Origin of the sequence: Pseudomonas sp. 478, assembly GCF_003254125.1 — a bacterium.
Lineage (GTDB): Bacteria > Pseudomonadota > Gammaproteobacteria > Pseudomonadales > Pseudomonadaceae > Aquipseudomonas.
In genome coordinates this window covers 112,051-125,183 of sequence record NZ_QKZG01000016.1, presented here as the reverse complement: position 1 = coordinate 125,183, position 13,133 = coordinate 112,051, and the positions used below count along the sequence as shown (strand labels likewise).

Below are 13,133 nucleotides of genomic sequence, written 5' to 3'. Positions count from 1 at the left end.
GAAACAACAAACCCCGGGGAGATCCGATCTCCCCGGGGTTTCTTCGTAGTAGCAGATCACCGACAGCTGCTACAGGGGCGGCGTTGTTGTCAGGCGAGCGGCGAGTGCCTTGGCCTGGCTCGCGACGTCGGTCACTGCGGTGCTTTCCCACCACATGCCGCGCAACGGTGGGCCCATGGCGAACAGACGGCTGGCGGCTTGCTCATCGGCGCCCAACACCGCGCCATCGACTGCCGCCGCAATCCCCAGCGCCAACGGCCCCGGCCGGACAAGTCCGCGGGCCAGCAGTTGCTGTGGCAGCGGTCGAGCCACTCGCCTCCAGTCGTATTCGATGCCGCTGGAATTGATCAATGCCGCGCCGCTGACAATGCTGGTTTCTGCTTCACCCCGACGCCGAATGCGGATACTCACTGCGCTGTCCGCTGAAGGCTCCAGCCCTTTGAACGACGCGGCCTGAATCCGCAACCGCCCTTCCTTGTGCAATCGCTCCACCAACTCGGCACTCAACGGCGGCGAGCGATGGTGATGACTTTCCCACCACGGCCGCACATACCGCACAAACTGTCGACGCTGCACATCCGTTGCCTGATTCCACAAACGGCCAATATGCGCGCGCACGGTGTCGAGCGGTGCCTGCCAGTCGATGCCTTGAGCGATGGCGTCCCGGCAATGCCGACGCAGCTCGCGCATCAACTGTCGCGGTGTACGAATGCTCTGATCCTCGGCGAGAAAATCTGCCCAGGCCGGTGGCTGACGACGCACATGAGGCAGCAAGCCATGCCGGGAAAACACTTCGATCGGCCCGCGATGCCCGGCCTGTTCCAGCGACACCACGGCATCGACCATGGTCAGGCCCGAACCGATGATCAGCACGGTCGACTGCGGATCGAGTTGCTGCATGGCCGCGACGTCCCACGGATCAAGCGCCGCCGCGTTCAAGCCGCTGGACTCGGTCTGTGGTGTACGCGCCGCGGGAAACATCCCCGTGGCCAACACCGCATAAGCGCCCTGCAAGTGTTGCCCATCGCTCAACGTCAGCAACACAGAATCGTCCCGAGTCTGCAGGTCAACCACCTCGGCCCGCACATGCTCGACCGTTGACCCGTTCAACGCCCCCACCGCTTGCGCTTCGGCCAGGCGCTGCTGCACGTACAGGCCGAAAATCCCCCGGGGCGGGAACAATTCGCTGACCGGCACATGTTGCTCGTCACACTCCGGCCAGCCCCCGGCCGCGATGTACTCGGTCAGCCATTGGGTCAGGTCATCGGCGTTGTCCGGGTCGACGCTCATCCGCGCCGCATTGCCGTTGAGCGTATGGCCCAGTTCGACCGCGCTGTACGCCTCGCCCCGTCCCAATTCGGCGCGGGGTTCGATCACCAGCACCTGGCGTTTGCCCGGCAGGCGCAACAACTGCGCCGCCAGCATTGCGCCGCTGAGGCCGCCGCCGACGATCAGGATGTCCGCGTGGCGGATGGCGTCGGTTGCCTGTCCGCTTTGGGTTTCAGTCATGGCGTTCTCACTGCTCAGTGTTTACCTAAATAGAAGTCATGCAGATCGCCCCGCGCCAACAGCGCCTCGCTCTCCCCGGACAGCACCACTCGGCCGGTGTCGAGAACGTAGGCCGTCGTTGCGTACTTGAGCGCCACATTAATGTTTTGCTCGGCAATCAGGAAGCTCACCTGCTCCTCGCGATTGAGCTGGGCGACGATCTCGAAAATCTCCTGGACGATAATAGGCGCCAAACCCATGGAAGGCTCATCAAGCAGTACCAAAGTAGGACGCGTCATTAAGGCCCGGCCTATGGCGACCATCTGCTGCTCGCCCCCGGACGTCAGCCCGGCCTGGGTTTTACGCTTGGTTTTCAGGCGTGGGAACCAGGCATAGATTCGCTCCAGATCACGGGCCATGTCCTGACGACTCAAGCGCCGGACAAACCCGCCGCTGCGCAGGTTGTCCTCGACCGTCAGTTGCGGGAACACATGCCGACCTTCCAGCACATGCACCATCCCTTGGCGCACTCGCAGGCTCGGATCGACGCCAGCCGTGTCATGCCCGAGAAACTTGATCGTCCCGCGACTGACCTCCGCCCGCTCGGCCCGAACTAACCCGGAAATCGCCTTGAGCGTGGTGCTTTTGCCCGCGCCGTTGGCGCCGAGCAACGCGACGATGCCGCCCTTGGGCACCGACAGCGACACTCCAGCGACGGCCAGGATCGCGCCGTCGTAGATCACTTCAATGTCGCTGACTTGCAACAGGTCATTGGCAGCAATGTCACTGGCGGCTTGGCTCATGGGTTATTCGTCCCCGTTGCAGGTGCGTGGCTTCAGGCCTTTTTCCTTGGCGAAGGCCGCGGATTTTTCATCGATCAAGGGACGCAGCAATGCGCGATCCGCCGCAATCCAGTCGCTGATCAACGTCCAGTTGGCGCCGTGCCATTGCTGCACCCGCGCTGAACCGCCACCTTCGTGGTCACGGCAGGACAGCTTGAGGTTCTGCATCAGGCCGAGGTAGCCCATGTCCTTGAGGCGCGCGTCGTCGATATTCAGATGTTCCAGACCCCAGCGTCCCTCTTCGCCATTCAAAGGACGCTTGCCGAATTTGCCTTGGGCCGTGCGAATCGCTTCCACCATCACTGCCGCGTTCACCAGCCCGGAGTTGTAGTAGACGCTGCCAAAATTCTTCAGGTCCTTGAGGTCGCTTTTGCCCTTGTCGAGGATGGACTGCTTGAGGCGTTTGTGGATCTCGAAATCAGTGCCGGCCGGGTACGGCGTCAGCGCCAGATAACCTTTGGCAGCGGCGCCTGCGGGCAATACGTCTTCGCTGGAACTGGCCCAGATGTCGCCGACGATATGGTCCACCGGGAAGCCGAAACGCGCGGCCGTCTTGACCGCCACCGGCGTCGACACGCCCCAGGTGCGCAGGAACACCCAGTCCGGGTTGACCTGGCGAATCTGTCGCCATTGCGCCGATTGTTCGTTGCCCGGATCGGCCACCGGAATCTGGATGTTTTCGAAGCCGTACTTCTCGGCCAGCAGCTTCAGCGGGCCGAGGGTTTCACGCCCATACGCCGAGTCGTGATAGACCGTGGCGATCTTCTTGCCCTTGAGTTTGTCGAAGCCGCCCTCGCGCTGGGCGATGTAGTTGATCAGGCTGGAGGCCTCGCTATAGAAGGTCAGCATCACCGGGAAGTTGTACGGGAACACCGTGCCGTCAGTAGCTTCGGTGCGACCGTAACCGAGGGTAATCAGCGGGATTTTGTCGACTTCCGCCCGCTCGCTCAGCGCATAGGCTGCCGGCGCGCCGTTGGGTGAATAGATCGCCACCGGGGCGCTATCCAAACCTTTTTTGAAGCGCTCGTAGCATTCGATGCCCTTCTCCGCCGTCCACTCGGTTTCGCATTCCTGCCAGACCAGTTTCACGCCGTTGATCCCGCCTTCCACATCGTTGATGTAGTTCAGGTAATCGAGCATGCCGGCCCACACTTGCACACCGCTGGAGGCGTAAGCGCCGACACGGTAAGTGGCCAACGGGAAGAATTGCTGGTCCGGCGAAGCCTGAACCATCGGCACCGCACTGCCGAAAAACGACAGCGTCAGGGCGGCGCCGGCCAGGGAACGTTTCAAGGATGCACGCATGTTGTCTCTCTAATCGTTGGGGAATTCAGAAGCGCAGCGGCCAGTGGCTCAGCCGCTCACGAAGGTTGCTCAACAGGCGGATCAGGCCTTCCGGTTCCTTGATCAGGAACAGGATGATCAGCACGCCGAAAATGATTTTTTGCAGGTTCTGCAATTGGCCGGCGTCCACCGAACCGCCGAACAACGCTTGCCCGGCGTGGCTGAGCAGGATCGGCAGCAGGCTGATAAACGCAGCGCCCACGAAGTTGCCGGCGATGCTGCCCATGCCACCAATAATGATGATGAAGAGGATCTGGAACGATCGATTGATATCGAAGCTGCTGGCGCTGGCGGTGCCCAGATAGGCGAAGGCCCACAGTGCCCCGGCGATGCCGAGGTAAAACGAGCTGACGGCGAACGCCAGGTGCTTGTAGCGCACCACCGGAATGCCGATCACAGCGGCGGCGGTGTCCATGTCGCGGATCGCCATCCAGTTGCGACCAATCTGGCTTTTCACCAGGTTCACCGCGACCCAGGTCAATAGCAGAACAGTGGTCAGGGTCAGCAGATAACGCCCCAACGGCGTGTTCAGGTCATGGCCGAACAGCGCCAGTTTGGGTGCGGAAATGGTCCCGGACGATCCGTAGTTGTAAAACCAGGGGAATTTGACGAACAACCACTCCAGAAAGAACTGTGCGGCCAGCGTGGTGACCATCAAGTAGAAGCCTTTGATCCGCGAACTCGGCAGGCCGAAGACAAAGCCCACCACGGCGCTGATCAGCCCGCCACCGAGCAAGGCGACCGGCAGGCCAAGTTCAGGCAACCGGAGCAAAAATCCATAGGTGGCAAACGCCCCGACCGCCATGAACCCGGCCGCACCGACCGAGGTCTGGCCGGTGTAACCCGTGAGCAAATTCAGGCCGAGCCCGGCCAGGGACAGCACCAGAAACGGGATCAGAATCGCGTTCAGCCAGTAGTCGTTACCGGTCAGCGGCACGACGACGAAAGCGATCAACAACAGGCCGAGCAGTCCAAGTGGCACACGGCGCTGGATCAACACCGACGGTGCGGTTTCGCGGGTAAGGGAAATTGACATGGTTTCAGACTCGCTCGATGGCGCGTTCGCCGAACAGGCCGGCGGGACGGATGTACAAGAAGGCCAAAGCCAGGACGTAAGCGAACCACGGTGTGATGCCGCCGCCGATCAGCGGGCCGATGTAAACCTCGGCGAGGTTCTCCGCCGCGCCGACAATCAGGCCGCCGACAATCGCCCCGCCAATCGAGGTGAAACCGCCAATGATCAACACCGGCAAGGCCTTGAGCACCACCAGCGACAAGGAAAACTGCACACCTTGCCGCGCGCCCCAGAGCAATCCCGCCACCAACCCGACTACACCGGCCACCGCCCAGACGATCTGCCAGATGCGGTTGAGGTTGATACCGATCGACAACGCAGCCGTGGTGTCATCGGCCACGGCGCGCAGGGACACGCCGATGCGGGTTTTGTTGAACAGCAGCGCCAATACCGTCACCAACACGATGGCCGCGGCGGCAGCGATCAGGTCGAACTGGCTGACCATCAGCCCGCCGATAAACAGCGGCACGTCGTCGATGCCCAAGTCCAGCGCCCGCACCTGCGAGCCCATCAAACCCTGAGCCAGGCCTTCGATGATGAACGACAGCCCGAGGGTGGCCATGAACAAGGTGATCTGCGAGCGATTGACCAAGGGCCGCAGCACCAGCCGTTCGATCAGCAACGCGCCGATGATCATCACCGCCACCGTCAGCAACAACGCCAGAGCAAACGGCACGCCCTGATCGTGCAGGCTGACGAAGGTCAGCGCGGCGAACAGCAACATCGCGCCTTGGGCGAAATTGAACACCCCGCTGGCCTTGTAGATCAGCACGAAGCCAATCGCGACCAGCGAATACATGGTCCCGGCGAGCAGGCCGCCGAGCAGAGTTTCCAAGAAGAACGTCATCAGTGAACCACTCCCAGATACGCCGCGATCACGTCGGGATTGGCCTGCACTTCGGCCGGTGTGCCGTCGCCGACTTTGCGTCCGTAATCGAGCACGACCACGTGGTCGGACAGGCCCATCACCACGCTCATGTCGTGCTCGATCAGCACCACCGTGGTACCGAGGTCGCGGTTGACGTCGGCAATGAAGCGCGCCATTTCCTGCTTCTCTTCGGCATTCATCCCGGCCATCGGCTCGTCCAGCAGCAACAGGCGCGGCCCCGCGATCAAGGCACGACCGAGCTCTACGCGCTTTTGCAGGCCGTAAGACAGATTGCCCACCGGCACATCGCGGTGAGCCTGAAGTTCGAGGAATTCGAGAATGCCCTGAGCCTGTTGGCGAAAGTCATCAGCCTCACGGCGGGCTCTTGGCAAGCCCAGCGCCTGTTCGATGAAACTGCTGCGCAGGTGCCGGGACAGGCCCGTGAGGATGTTGTCGATCACACTCATCTTCTTGAACAGCGCGTTGTTCTGGAAGGTGCGGCCGATGCCGCGTCGTGCGGCGGTCAGCGGATCGATACGTTTAAACGGTTGCTGCTCAAAGACAATCGAGCCGGCATCGAAGCGGTACACACCGTTCAGCACATTGAGCAGCGAACTCTTGCCCGCGCCGTTGGGGCCGATCAGTGCGCAGATCTCGCCACGACGTACGTCGAACGAGAGTTCGTGGATCGCCTTTACGCCTTTGAAGGACAGGGAAATACCGCTGACTTGCAGGATGGAATCGGTCGAGTTCATGCGATGTCTCGTTTGAATTCGGATAACCAGGCAGGCGTTGGTTGAGCGTCGGGGGCGCGCGTGGCTTGCCAGATAAAATGCAGGTTGTGAAAGCCCAGCAGTCGACGAACGCGGTTTTTGATCAGGCGTTGCAGGCCTTTTTCCGGGTGGGCGATGGCCCAGTCGCAGAGGCGTCGGCGCCAGGTGCCAAGCGGCGCGAGACGACTTTCAATTTCTGCGGCCAGTAGATGCAGGCGCTCACCGGATAACAGCAATCCCGAGGGTGCCACTTCACGACGGTCGCGGCTGGCGCTGCCAGGGCTTTCCGGGAACGCCAGGGCGTGGCCGCTGGTCAGCCATTGTTCGAGCAAAACGCTGAGACCGGCCTGCCATTGGGTGCCCTCTTCGCTCCACAGTTGCGGGCGTTGCCACCAACGGCTGAGGCGTTGCGCAGGTTCGACCGGGCCGAGCAGTTCGGGGAAATCCAGCAGCGATTGGCCTTGGCTGAGCCAGAGCTGTTGCGTCTGTCGTGCCTGGACAAACGCGTGAGTGGGGCGACTGCGCCATAGGGTTTTGTGCAGAGCTTCTGCATCGAGGTTGTCCGGTAGCGTCAGCAGTTCACCGCCGATGTGCTGCGCAGCCAGTGCCAGCAGCAATAGATTCGGCTCGAAGGCGCCGTTCAACGCCAGACGCGATGCTTCGGTGAATCCGTGCTGTCGCAAGCCGTCGGCCAAACGCTCGACATCGCGCAAGGCATCGATCCAGCGCCAGACGAACCACTGGCCATGGCGCTTGTGCCGCAAGGCCGGTTGCAAGGGGCTGACCTGAGCCCAGTGGCGCAATTGCTCCAAAGCCTTGGGCAGATCGACCCGCCACTCTGTGGTGTCCGCGATTGGTGGACGTTTGAGTTCGTGCACGCTCATTGGCATACCTCCTATCCATGGGCAAAAAGCGTGCGGTGGTCCGCTGGGCTGAAGGGTTGGCACCGCCCTCTGTGGGAGCGGGCTTGCTCCGGGCGGCGCTCCGACGAAAGCGGTCTTACAGGTGACATTGATGTTGGAGGTTCTGGCCTCTTCGCGAGCAAGCCCGCTCCCACAGGGGATTTGTGTGGTGTTTGAGTCTTCTATGCGGACGCCACTTTCTTCTCTTGCTGCCGCAACGCCGCCAGGTCTCGATAACCTGCACCCGGATGAATCTCCGGCAATCGCGGCCCTTCCCCAAACAACTTCTCGCGCAAGGTCCCCGGCGCGTATTCGGTCTTGTACACCCCGCGCTTCTGCAACTCCGGCACCAGCAATTCCACAGCGTCGATGAAGGTCTCGTGAGTCAATGCATAGGCCAGGTTAAAGCCGTCCACGTCGGTCTCCTCGACCCACTCCTGCAACAAGTCGGCGACGGTCTCGGGGCTGCCGACAAACAACGGACCAAAACCGCCGATGCCCACCCAGTCAGCCAATTCGTTGGGGGTCCAGACCTTGTTCGGGTCCGCCGTGGAGAACGCTTCCACCGCCGATTGAATAGCATTGGTGTGCACATGCTTGAGCGGCTCATCAGGCTTGAACTGGCTGAAATCAATCCCGGTCCAGCCAGAGATTAACGCCATCGCGCCTTCGTAACTGACCCAGGTTTTGTATTCCTCAAACTTGGCCTTGGCCTTGGCGTCGGTCTCGCCAAGGATCACGGTTTGCAGGTTGAAGATCAGGATCTTCGACGGATCTCGCCCGGCTTCGGCAGCCCGACGGCGGATGTCGGCAACGGTTTTCTTCAGCAGCACTTTCGACGGTGCAGCAACGAACACACACTCGGCATGCTCAGCGGCAAACTGCTTGCCGCGACTCGATGCGCCAGCCTGATAGAGAACCGGAGTGCGTTGCGGCGAGGGTTCGCAGAGGTGAATACCCGGCACCTGGAAGTGCTTACCGACATGCTGGATTTCGTGGATTTTGCTCGGGTCGCTGAAGATCCGCCGCTCGCGATCCCGCAGAATCGCCCCCTCTTCCCAACTGCCTTCCCAGAGTTTGTAGCAAACCTCCAGGTACTCTTCGGCGAAGTCGTAACGGGCGTCGTGTTCGGTCTGGTTTTTCTGGCCGAGGTTTTTCGCACCGCTTTCCAGATAAGAGGTGACGATGTTCCAGCCAGCGCGGCCCTTGGTCAGATGGTCGAGCGTCGACAGGCGTCGGGCGAATGGATACGGGTGTTCGAACGACAGCGAGGCGGTCAGGCCGAAACCCAAATGCTCGGTGACCAGCGCCATCGGCGGAATCAATTGCAGCGGATCGTTGACCGGCACCTGCGCCGCCTGACGGATCGCCGCATCACCATTGCCGTTGTAGACGTCGTAGATGCCCAGTACATCGGCAATGAACAAGCCGTCGAACTTGCCGCGCTCGAGGATTTTCGCCAGATCGGTCCAGTACTCCAGATCCTTGTACTGCCAGGAGCGATCCCGCGGATGCGCCCACAGACCCGGCGACTGGTGACCGACGCAGTTCATGTCAAAGGCGTTGAGACGAATTTCACGGGCCATCAAACGACACTCCGAACGCTTGGGGGATGGATGCCGTTGAGGCGGAAGTTGCCGATGAGGTGGAGTTTCCAGCGCAGCGGATCATCCAGTGATCCGGGCAACGCGGTGCGTTGGCCGGTGAGTTCGAACTCGGCATTGCTGACGGCATTTAACGCGTCGGCGCTGGCCAGGTGCGATTCGGCGATGGCGACGCTGATTTCCGTGTCGTCATCAACGCTGTTCAGAACGTCTTCGGCGCGTTCGAGCAGCGCAGCGGCGACTTCGATGCGGATGTGCAAGTCGCCGAAGCGGCTGATGACGAAAGGATCATCCGTGGCTTGAGTCTGCTGGCGGACGAAACGCAACGTCGCATCAAGCACGCTGCGAGCGTTGTGCAGGTCGTGCTGACTTTTGGCCAGGGGCTGCCCGGCAACAATCGGTTGGGTCAAAGCGTTCATGGTGGGTTCCTCAGTTCCAGGCGTGGCGCGCAGGCTTCACGCCGTTGAGCAGGTAGTTGCCGATCAGGTGGTATTTCCAGCGTGCCGGGTCGTGCAGGGTGTGCGTCCGGGCGTTGCGCCAGTGGCGGTCGAGGTTGTACTTGCCGAGCACCGAGCGAGTACCGGCCAGTTCGAAGAGTTTGCTGCTGGCAAGCAAGGCGATCTCGGCAGACAACACTTTGGCCTGGGCGACCACCACCGAAGCGCGGGCCACCGTGTCTTCGTTGGGGTCGAGCAAGGCGTGGTCGATTGCGCGGCCGGCCTTTTTGAGGATCGCTTCGGTGCCGTGGACCCGCCATTCGAGGTCGCCGATCGCAGCGATGCTGAATGGGTCCTGCCAGCCATGATCCTGTCCGCTGTCGATCCATGGCCGGGCTTCACGGGCGTAGCGTTTGGTTTCTTCCAGGGCGCCGACGGCAATGCCGGTGTCCACGGCCGCCTGAATGATTTGTGAAATCGGGCCGTCGGCGGTGGGTTCATCAAAAGCCTTGTGGGCTGGGATCACAGCACTGAGCGGGACCTTCACCTCGTTCAGGGTGACACCACCGCTGGCTGTGGTGCGTTGGCCGAAACCGTCCCAGCTGTCGATAACGGTCAAGCCGGGAGTGTCGCGTTCGATGAAGGCGATGAAGGCCTTGTTCTCTTCATTGACCGCCACCGCTGGCACGATGTGCGCGAACAGAGCGCCGGTGCAGTAGAACTTTTCGCCATTGATTTGCGCGGTGTCTTTATCGAAACGGATTCGGGTTTCGAAGGCCCCGGCGTTTTTGCTTTTGGATTCGGAGAAAGCATTGCCGAAACGGTAGCCCTTCAGGACTTTGCCAAAGTAGTAACGCTTCTGCTCTTCGGTGGCGGTTTGCAGCAGGATGTCGAGCACGCCGAGGTGGTTTTGCGGGATCTGACCCAGGGACGAATCGGCAGAGGAAATGATCTTGATCACCTCAGCGACGGTCACATAGGAAACGCCAGCGCCGCCGTACTCCTTGGGAACGGTGATGCCCCAGAGGCCGCTGGCGGAAAACTCATCGAGCTCGGCGATTGGCAGGCGTCGCTCGCGATCCCGCACGCTGGCCTCGATGGCAAAGCGTGCAGCGAGCTTGTGGGCGACGGCGATGGCTTCGGCATCAGAGTGAATGACGTGGGCGGTGCGAGGGGGGTGGGTTGAGGCTGTCATGGGCCGACTCCTTGGTTCCGGGTGAATAGCCAGAGCTTTTGCAGGAGTCGTGCCTGAAACTAAATTCGTTTAATTTCAATAGGTTGATTAATAATTCTAGAGACGCTAGGAGCTTTAAAACAGCAAAGTGTCGATCCAGTGTTGACCCGCAAACAGTTAGATCACCAAATTTCGCACAAACCGAGCCGTCACCGGCCCATCGTTGCGATAGGAATGCGGCTGGTTACTGGCAAACATAAAGAACTCGCCGGCAGCAATTTCCTGCGGCTCGTCACCCAACGTCAGGGTCAGGCAGCCTTCAAACACATAGATCTGCTCACTCCAACCCTCAGCAGGAGCGACATCACTGAAAAAAATGCCCAACTTCCTCAGGGAAGTTGGGCATTCTCTTTAAGCAACTCAATCAGGAATGGAGGATGTCATAGACAATTGGGTCACCAAACCCAGGATTTGCACCGCCGTAATAGCATACGTATTTGAATTCCCTCTTCGGACCTGTGTGATCCAGCAACGCCGTTTTTGGCACCCGTACTTCAAAGAAACCGCCGACCAACTCCCCCACGGGTTGTCTCACCACGACTGCCTGACCCGAGATATAAATGTCGATAAGGTCTCTCGGCGTGTGAGCCAAGGGCTCGGGAATAAGGGCCGTTGCGCCTTCAGTCGGGACGTCCGTCAGTTTGATTGCCCCGTCTTTCGCTTCTTTGATGCTAAGTGGTGCTGCGTTTACGTCTGTCATTGTAAGAATCCTTTCAGTAGACATTGTAAATAGCCCATCAATCGATGGGCTCATTTGGGCGGTATCGTCTCGCACTTCATCTAAAACCGACTCACAGCCAACGTCTACTGTCAGAAATAACAGGTACCACACCGTTTCCGACCAGTGGTATCAGGACTAAATCACCACATTCCGCACAAACCGCGCCGCCACCACCCCATCGTTGCGATAGGCGTGGGGTTGGTTGCTGGCGAACATGTAGAACTCGCCGGCAGCGATCTCATGGGGTGTATCACCCAGCATCAGCGTCAGGCAGCCTTCGAACACGTAGATCTGCTCACTCCAACCCTCAGCATCCGGTTGCGACGGGTAAATTTCCCCCGGCTGCAGGCACCATTCCCATTGTTCCACTTCACGGGTGGCGGTGGCTTTGGACAATAAGACGGCTTTGCTGCCAGGAATCTTCCCGGCCCAGGCCACTTCGTTGATGCGGCTCGGGTCGCGGGCATCCGGGGCCTGGATCAGGTCGCTGAATGCGACGTCGAGCGCTTCGGCCACGCGGTCGAGGGTGGTCAGGCTGACATTCTTCTCGCCGGCCTCGATGGCCACCAACATCCGGCGGCTGACGCCGGATTTTTCCGCCAGCGTCGCCTGGCTCATGTCGGCGGCGTGGCGCAAGCGTCGAACGTTCTGGCTGACGTGCTGGAGGACCGAAGCCCGCGGCGTGGAATCTTTGTGCACTATATTGCTCACTCGGTGGGGTTGGGCAGTATACTGCGCAACATTCGGCGCATTGTGCGTCCCCCTTCAGGTAGCGCGCAAGCTCATGACGTCGGTGAATACCCCTCACACTTCCTCCCGTTTCTCGCGGTTCAGCAAGGCCGAGTGCGTGCTGGTGCTGATCACCATGGTCTGGGGCGGCACCTTCTTGCTGGTGCAACATGCGACGACCGTCAGCGGGCCGATGTTCTTCGTTGGCCTGCGCTTTGCCGCGGCGGCGATCATTGTTGCGCTGTTTTCCTGGCGACACCTGCGTGATCTGACCCTGTTCGAATTGAAGGCCGGGGCCTTTATCGGCGTGGCGATCATGCTCGGTTATGGATTGCAGACCGTCGGGTTACAGAGCATTCCAAGTAGTCAGTCGGCGTTTATTACCGCGTTGTACGTACCCTTCGTGCCGCTGCTGCAATGGCTGGTGCTGGGGCGGCGTCCGGGGTTGATGCCGAGCGTCGGGATCATGTTGGCGTTTACCGGGTTGATGTTGCTGTCGGGACCGGCTGGTGCCTCGTTCAATTTCAGCCCTGGCGAAATCGCCACGTTGATCAGCGCCGTGGCGATTGCGGCGGAGATCATTCTGATCAGCACCTATGCCGGCCAGGTCGATGTGCGACGGGTGACAGTGGTGCAATTGGCGGTCACCTCGGTGCTGGCGTTTTTGATGGTGGTGCCGACTCAGGAAAGGATTCCGGACTTCTCCTGGCTGCTGTTATGCAGCGCGTTGGGCTTGGGCGCGGCCAGTGCGGCGATTCAAGTGGCGATGAACTGGGCGCAGAAGAGCGTTTCGCCGACCCGGGCGACGCTGATCTATGCCGGTGAGCCGGTGTGGGCCGGGATTGTCGGAAGGATTGCCGGGGAGCGGTTGCCGGCGATTGCGCTGGTGGGTGCGGGATTGATTGTGGCGGCGGTGATTGTCAGTGAGTTGAAGACCAAGGGGAAAAATGCGGCGGCTGAGGAAGAGTTGGAGCGGGAAACACAGGGTTAAACCGCAATATGTGTGGCGCCTGATAGATAGCCTTCGCGAGCAAGCCCGCTCCCACAGGGTTAGCGCAATCCCTGTGGGAGCGGGCTTGCTCGCGAAGGGGCCAGACCTGCGGCATACAGAACTTT

General features: G+C 60.6%; 12 protein-coding genes and 2 pseudogenes. 1 reads left to right on the top strand and 13 read right to left on the bottom strand.

Going from position 1 to position 13,133, the window contains the following annotated elements:
- Nucleotides 1–69: 69 nt before the first annotated feature.
- The 13 genes and pseudogenes from DFS28_RS26660 to DFS28_RS26600 all read right to left on the bottom strand — a co-directional run bounded on the left by DFS28_RS26660 (nt 70) and on the right by DFS28_RS26600 (nt 11,987).
- Nucleotides 70–1,509 (bottom strand): FAD/NAD(P)-binding protein, encoded by a 1,440-nt coding sequence (locus DFS28_RS26660; protein WP_111452141.1) that lies wholly within the window; start codon nt 1,507–1,509, stop codon nt 70–72.
- Nucleotides 1,510–1,523: 14 nt separating this feature from the next.
- Nucleotides 1,524–2,291, bottom strand: a complete 768-nt coding sequence (locus DFS28_RS26655; protein ID WP_111452140.1) for an ABC transporter ATP-binding protein — start codon at nt 2,289–2,291, stop codon at nt 1,524–1,526.
- 3 nt (nt 2,292–2,294) lie between these two features.
- The gene (locus DFS28_RS26650; protein ID WP_111452139.1) at nt 2,295–3,635 is read right to left on the bottom strand and encodes an ABC transporter substrate-binding protein; all 1,341 of its coding nucleotides are present in this window, start codon (nt 3,633–3,635) and stop codon (nt 2,295–2,297) included.
- A gap of 25 nt (nt 3,636–3,660) precedes the next feature.
- Nucleotides 3,661–4,710, bottom strand: coding sequence for a branched-chain amino acid ABC transporter permease (locus DFS28_RS26645; RefSeq protein WP_076030611.1), 1,050 nt, complete (start codon nt 4,708–4,710; stop codon nt 3,661–3,663).
- A 4-nt stretch (nt 4,711–4,714) separates the two neighbouring features.
- Nucleotides 4,715–5,596 (bottom strand): branched-chain amino acid ABC transporter permease, encoded by an 882-nt coding sequence (locus DFS28_RS26640; protein ID WP_111452137.1) that lies wholly within the window; start codon nt 5,594–5,596, stop codon nt 4,715–4,717.
- A complete protein-coding gene (locus DFS28_RS26635; protein ID WP_111452136.1) occupies nt 5,596–6,372 on the bottom strand; it encodes an ABC transporter ATP-binding protein in 777 nt (258 codons plus the stop codon). Before DFS28_RS26635 ends, DFS28_RS26640 begins: the two co-directional genes overlap by 1 nt.
- Nucleotides 6,369–7,274 (bottom strand): AMP-binding protein, encoded by a 906-nt coding sequence (locus tag DFS28_RS26630; RefSeq protein ID WP_111452135.1) that lies wholly within the window; start codon nt 7,272–7,274, stop codon nt 6,369–6,371. Before DFS28_RS26630 ends, DFS28_RS26635 begins: the two co-directional genes overlap by 4 nt.
- A gap of 200 nt (nt 7,275–7,474) precedes the next feature.
- Nucleotides 7,475–8,878 carry an LLM class flavin-dependent oxidoreductase gene (locus DFS28_RS26625; protein WP_111452133.1) on the bottom strand — a complete coding sequence of 468 codons (1,404 nt, stop codon included), beginning with the start codon at nt 8,876–8,878 and terminating at the stop codon, nt 7,475–7,477.
- Complete coding sequence (locus tag DFS28_RS26620; RefSeq protein WP_111452132.1) at nt 8,878–9,315, bottom strand: acyl-CoA dehydrogenase; 438 nt, start codon at nt 9,313–9,315, stop codon at nt 8,878–8,880. The genes DFS28_RS26625 and DFS28_RS26620 overlap by 1 nt, the downstream gene beginning before the upstream one ends.
- A 10-nt stretch (nt 9,316–9,325) precedes the next feature.
- Complete coding sequence (locus DFS28_RS26615) at nt 9,326–10,528, bottom strand: SfnB family sulfur acquisition oxidoreductase (RefSeq protein WP_111452130.1); 1,203 nt, start codon at nt 10,526–10,528, stop codon at nt 9,326–9,328.
- 156 nt (nt 10,529–10,684) lie between these two features.
- Nucleotides 10,685–10,867: pseudogene (locus DFS28_RS26610) on the bottom strand (cupin domain-containing protein); the annotation flags it as partial.
- 64 nt (nt 10,868–10,931) lie between these two features.
- Nucleotides 10,932–11,267 carry a hypothetical protein gene (locus DFS28_RS26605; RefSeq protein ID WP_111452129.1) on the bottom strand — a complete coding sequence of 112 codons (336 nt, stop codon included), beginning with the start codon at nt 11,265–11,267 and terminating at the stop codon, nt 10,932–10,934.
- Nucleotides 11,268–11,423: 156 nt separating this feature from the next.
- A complete protein-coding gene (locus DFS28_RS26600; protein ID WP_111452128.1) occupies nt 11,424–11,987 on the bottom strand; it encodes a helix-turn-helix domain-containing protein in 564 nt (187 codons plus the stop codon).
- Between DFS28_RS26600 and DFS28_RS26595 the strand changes: the two are divergent.
- Nucleotides 11,982–13,008 (top strand): annotated as a pseudogene (locus tag DFS28_RS26595) (DMT family transporter). The gene DFS28_RS26600 and the pseudogene DFS28_RS26595 overlap by 6 nt on opposite strands.
- Nucleotides 13,009–13,133 lie beyond the last annotated feature (125 nt).